The organism is Deinococcus frigens DSM 12807 (assembly GCF_000701425.1).
In the GTDB taxonomy this organism is placed as follows: Bacteria; Deinococcota; Deinococci; order Deinococcales; family Deinococcaceae; genus Deinococcus; species Deinococcus frigens.
The window spans coordinates 1-4,241 of record NZ_JNIW01000114.1; the positions used below are offsets into that span (position 1 = coordinate 1).

Here is a 4,241-nt window from a genome sequence, read left to right on the forward strand (position 1 = left end):
TGGCAGTGTGGGCACATCACACCATCAGGCCAACGAAGTTGCCGCACCACTTCAAAACACTTTTCGTCGTCCAGGAGCTGGATGAGACTCAGCATACCGATAGATGACCAGGGCTGACGTAGCTCCCTGGAATCCAGGATGAGCCATTGCAGTTTAGATGATGAGGGCGGGAGATGCGTCCTGGAAGGCATCAAGCGCGTTTAGCTCCAATTGAAGCGCACGACGATGCACGTCGGGGACGAACGAGAACCGTACGGTTCTCGCCAAGTCCCCCCAGTCCGGCCATATGCCTGGCAGGCGAAGAGGGAGGTCAAGGTCCTGAAGATGACAGAGCAGGAAGGCTAGGCCGGAGAGGCACCACCAGCGCAGCACACCCTGCTTGCTGTGCTGGGCAAAGCGTTCAAGTCCGAAGCGGCCCTTGACCGTTTTGAAAAAGGCGGAGCGTCCGCCAGCGGCGTTTCCCTACCCGTGCCAGATACTTGCCGCCCAGATCAAGATTCGACATGACGAAGCGCTGCTCTGGCTTCTTGTTGCGGTAGAGCCAGACCCAGGAAACGCACATGGCCTGGTCAAGCCCACAGGGCTCGACCAGGCTGCCCCGTACCATCAGGTCACGCATCTGGCGGCCATCCTCCAGCTTGCGGTTGCAACGTACGCCGACCACGATGTCCAATCCACGGCCCAGCACACCCTGGATGAACTCGGTGCTCTCGAACCCTCCATCGGCATGGAGACGGGAACGCCGCTTCCCCAGAAGCAGTGCCGATGGCACCGTACGGAGCAACTTCAGAGCGAGTTGTGCAGGAGAAGGTGTCCCCTTGCCCCTCCAGACCTGAAAAGCCCAGGGAAGACGAAGCTCACCGCAGCAGAGGTACAGCACCACCAAATGGACACCATGAACGCTGTGATAGGTATGCATCCAGTCGGCAAGTTCGTTGAACTTGCCAGTCTTTTCCAAATTGGTGAGGTCGACCAGGAGTTCCAGTTTGGGGCGCTGGTGGGGCTGCTGTCGCCACCGGTCCTGCAACGTCTGGAAAGCGTGCTGACGCATCACCCGGCAGAGCTGACGGGTATTCCAGGTGGAGTGATTGAGAAAGCGGCTGAGCGCCGAGGGGGATTTGACGGTGGCCCGTTCCGGCAGAGGTCTGCCGGAACCATCGAGCAGCAGGTCAAGGAAGACCTCGAAGGATTCCCGGTGTTGCTTGCGAGAAAAGCAAGGCAGAATGTCGGAATAAAGCCGTCTGGAGCGCGGTTCTTTTGGGTACACACCTCAATATGGGGCCAAAAGTGCGTTCCAGACATCTTTTTCCAAAACTGCAAGATGTCAGTAAAGCTTTATTGGCAACTGCTCAGCAGGAGAAATTGGGCAGGATGACGTCACCGCGAAACACGCTGACGAGGCTATATCAGACGTTCAATCCCTGCTTATGGAGCGTCGAAATATAGCTCCGGATGCGGGCAAAATGCTGGCCGTCTTCGTCAGATCGGAAGCCTCCGGAAACCTTACGTTTCACGCACCATGGTCTGATGTCTCGTTCGGCCTGATTGTTGTCGAAGGGGACGCCTTCGTCGTGCAGGAAGCGCAGCACCGCGAGGCGGTGCTGCTGGCACCTCGGGGCCAAGTTCCGGCCCGGTGTCTGTTGCGTCCGGCCTTGTCGCCCAGGGACCAAAGCCGCTGGGGGATTGGCGTCCAGACCAGCCTGGAGCAGCGCATCAAAGCTCACCTCGAAGTCCATCGTGATCTTCGGGGTCAGCGTGCCCTCCTTTTGCTGGTGACACACCGCACGCAGCGCGTCCCGGAGCTCTCTCGCCCACACCTGACCATGGTGCTCGGCCAGACCGCGCAGTTCGCGCAACAGGTGAGCACCACACAGGGCATGCTGACCAAGAAGCTGGAAGTACGTTCCCCAGGCGTCGTGTACCACGACGCCCTTGAACTGCGGCAGGACGTTCATGACTTCCAGCGCAGCGAAGCCCCACTTCGGATAGTGACCGTACAGGGTGAGCTGCGCGCAGCTCACCCTGTGCATCCATTGGAGCTTCCCATTCACCTTGCTCCCGGTCTCGTCGGCATGCAGAACAGGCTCGAGCGCGGCTTTCAGCTGCGTTTCGAAGTCAGTCAGACGGTCAGCGGCCAGTTGGAGGTTCAGGACGACGGTACCGTCACTGGGACGCGCCCTGCATAGCGTTCGAGGATGTCTGACGTGCGCTCCAGGGGGACAAAGTGCGCGGCGTTCAAATACACCGCCAGTCCATAGATGCGAGGACCATACTGGACCTGACCAGGGACGTGATTCGGAAATGGAGCGTGTTGAGGGTGTGCGCATCCAAAGCAGACCTTGACGTCCGCGCGGTACTCGGTGGCCTGCAAGCGAAGCTCCGGCAGGTCATGGACTGGAGTGACCCCTGAGACCAGACCAATAGGCGAGGCCCTTCGTCTTCGTCTTCATCCGGAGCTCTAATTCGGCTCGGCGTCATTCCTCCCTTTTCAATGCTCTGCGGTCCGAAAATATTAAAGACTGTATGAATGTTTACTTAATGAGTCCATTAGGCATAGTCTTGAAGAGGCATGTCATTCTCCCTTTGCTAGAGAACGCTGGTTCTAGTTGATCTGCCCTGGAGGGCTACTTATGAAACGATTTGCTCAGTCCACGCTATTACTTTCCCTGCTGCTTGCGCCCGTATCGGCCTTCGCTCAGACCGACACCACGACAGGGGCCACTGACACCACCACAGGTACGACGACATCGACTCCGGTCAATACGGATGACGGCTTTGACTGGGGCTGGCTGGGCCTGCTCGGTCTGGCGGGCCTGGCGGGTCTGCGGCGGAGAGACGATCGGGCTTACCCGACGAACACCACGGCCACCGATCGGCGCTGAAGCAACCCTCGTCTTCAGAGTCCTGCTTTTCAGATCACGCGCAAGTCGTGTGCCTGAAAAGCAGGACTTTCAGTCGTTTTGAGATTCAGCTGCGCGGTACACAAGACAGTGCACTCGCACAAGACCCGGTGTCACTCAACACCCTGCCGGGTGGCAACGCCCAGTCGCCTACGACGGATTACGGCGGGCTGGTGTCCGCGTCGAACTGGCGGGCGGCGGCGGCACCCAGCCCCCCGGCCAGATACCAGCCCGCCGTCAGCAGCGGCGTCCTCGGTGAGCGTGCTCCGGGCTGCATGAAGAGCAGCGGGATGAAGACGAGAGTGTGCCTGCGAGACTAGAACACGTCTGGTCTGTCGGCGCCGGGCGCGGCTGGCGTTCACGCCGACGCCCTCAGAAGGCCCTGCTTGAAGGTGAACCCGAAAAGGATCCGTGGTGTTCCTTTCAACTTGACGAACAGGCCAGATGCCCACAGTCGCCGACTGATCCGTATCTTCTAGGCCACCGATGTCTCACCCCCTGGAGGTTCCTTGTGTCTCACCGCGTTCCCCTGCTGTTGGCGTTCCCTATCCTCGCTGCCGCCGCCGTTCTCCTTAAAGGCCCCCCTGATCCCCTGCGTCCCTCCACCCCGCAGGACGGCGTGGGCCCGTTGACCCGCCGCCGCTACTGGGTGGAGATCGTGGGTCCAACCCACGCCGCCGAAGAGATCGCCGAGCACTGGCGCAACCATCTCCCTGACCACGCGCCGAAGGGACTGATCTGGTTTCGGGGCCTGGATCACCCGGTGCCCCCGGTGCGGCAGGGGGACCGCCTGTGGATTCGGCTGTTCCTGATTCGGCGAGGGCGGGTCATGATTGAACACGTTGATCCTCTGGGCTTCCGCGCCCGTACCCTGCGGCTGCATCCGGAGGCGGGTACCACTGACTTCCGGGTGTATCCCGGGGAGAATCCGGGCGAGATGACGCTGCAGATCGAGTCGCTGCTGCGGAGCAGTTCCAGGGTTGATCGGCTGGCGTACATCCTGGGCATTCATGCCGCGCAGAGCCGCAGTTGGGAGTTGACGCTGATGAGCGTGGCCCGGTACGCGGGCGGACGTGTCGTCAATCACGGGACCGAGTCCCTGGAGATGCCCATGCTGGAGCACACCCACCACCTCACTGAGTCGCCAGTGGAGGGCTGAGGGCAGGATCACGAAGAACCGCAGAGCTCGAGCAGGTTCAAAGGAGCAAGGTCTGAAATCTGGTCCGCAGTGACATGCGCTCTCAATGTTGAAGGAGATGGAAATCTTGATGGGTGTGTTGCCTTAACTTGACCCGTGGCAGACTGAGGGCAGGGGTGATCTGAACTTCAGGCCACCCCTAC

The 4,241-nt window shown here is 60.3% G+C and carries 4 protein-coding genes and 1 pseudogene; 2 read left to right on the forward strand and 3 right to left on the reverse strand.

Annotated features, from left to right (window positions below; all coding sequences use genetic code 11):
• The 3 genes and pseudogenes from Q322_RS25050 to tnpC all read right to left on the reverse strand — a co-directional run.
• The coding region (locus Q322_RS25050; protein WP_211248944.1) for a transposase at window positions 1-191 on the reverse strand (191 nt) is incomplete at its 3' end.
• 209 nt (window positions 192-400) lie between these two features.
• A complete protein-coding gene (locus Q322_RS21390; RefSeq protein ID WP_051668803.1) occupies window positions 401-1,267 on the reverse strand; it encodes a transposase in 867 nt (288 codons plus the stop codon).
• Window positions 1,268-1,406: 139 nt separating this feature from the next.
• Window positions 1,407-2,395, reverse strand: a pseudogene (gene tnpC, locus Q322_RS22890) (IS66 family transposase); the annotation flags it as partial.
• 235 nt (window positions 2,396-2,630) lie between these two features.
• Here tnpC and Q322_RS0119590 point away from each other — a divergent pair.
• Together Q322_RS0119590 and Q322_RS0119600 are read left to right on the forward strand one after the other, a co-directional pair.
• Complete coding sequence (locus Q322_RS0119590) at window positions 2,631-2,882, forward strand: WGxxGxxG family protein (RefSeq protein WP_051668804.1); 252 nt, start codon at window positions 2,631-2,633, stop codon at window positions 2,880-2,882.
• 529 nt (window positions 2,883-3,411) lie between these two features.
• The gene (locus tag Q322_RS0119600) at window positions 3,412-4,059 is read left to right on the forward strand and encodes a hypothetical protein (RefSeq protein WP_029479532.1); all 648 of its coding nucleotides are present in this window, start codon (window positions 3,412-3,414) and stop codon (window positions 4,057-4,059) included.
• Window positions 4,060-4,241 lie beyond the last annotated feature (182 nt).

Coding starts and splice junctions, on each gene's coding strand:
- Q322_RS0119590 (WP_051668804.1), top strand. CDS start 2,631: ATGAAACGATTTGCTCAGTCCACGCTATTACTTTCCCTGCTGCTTGCG.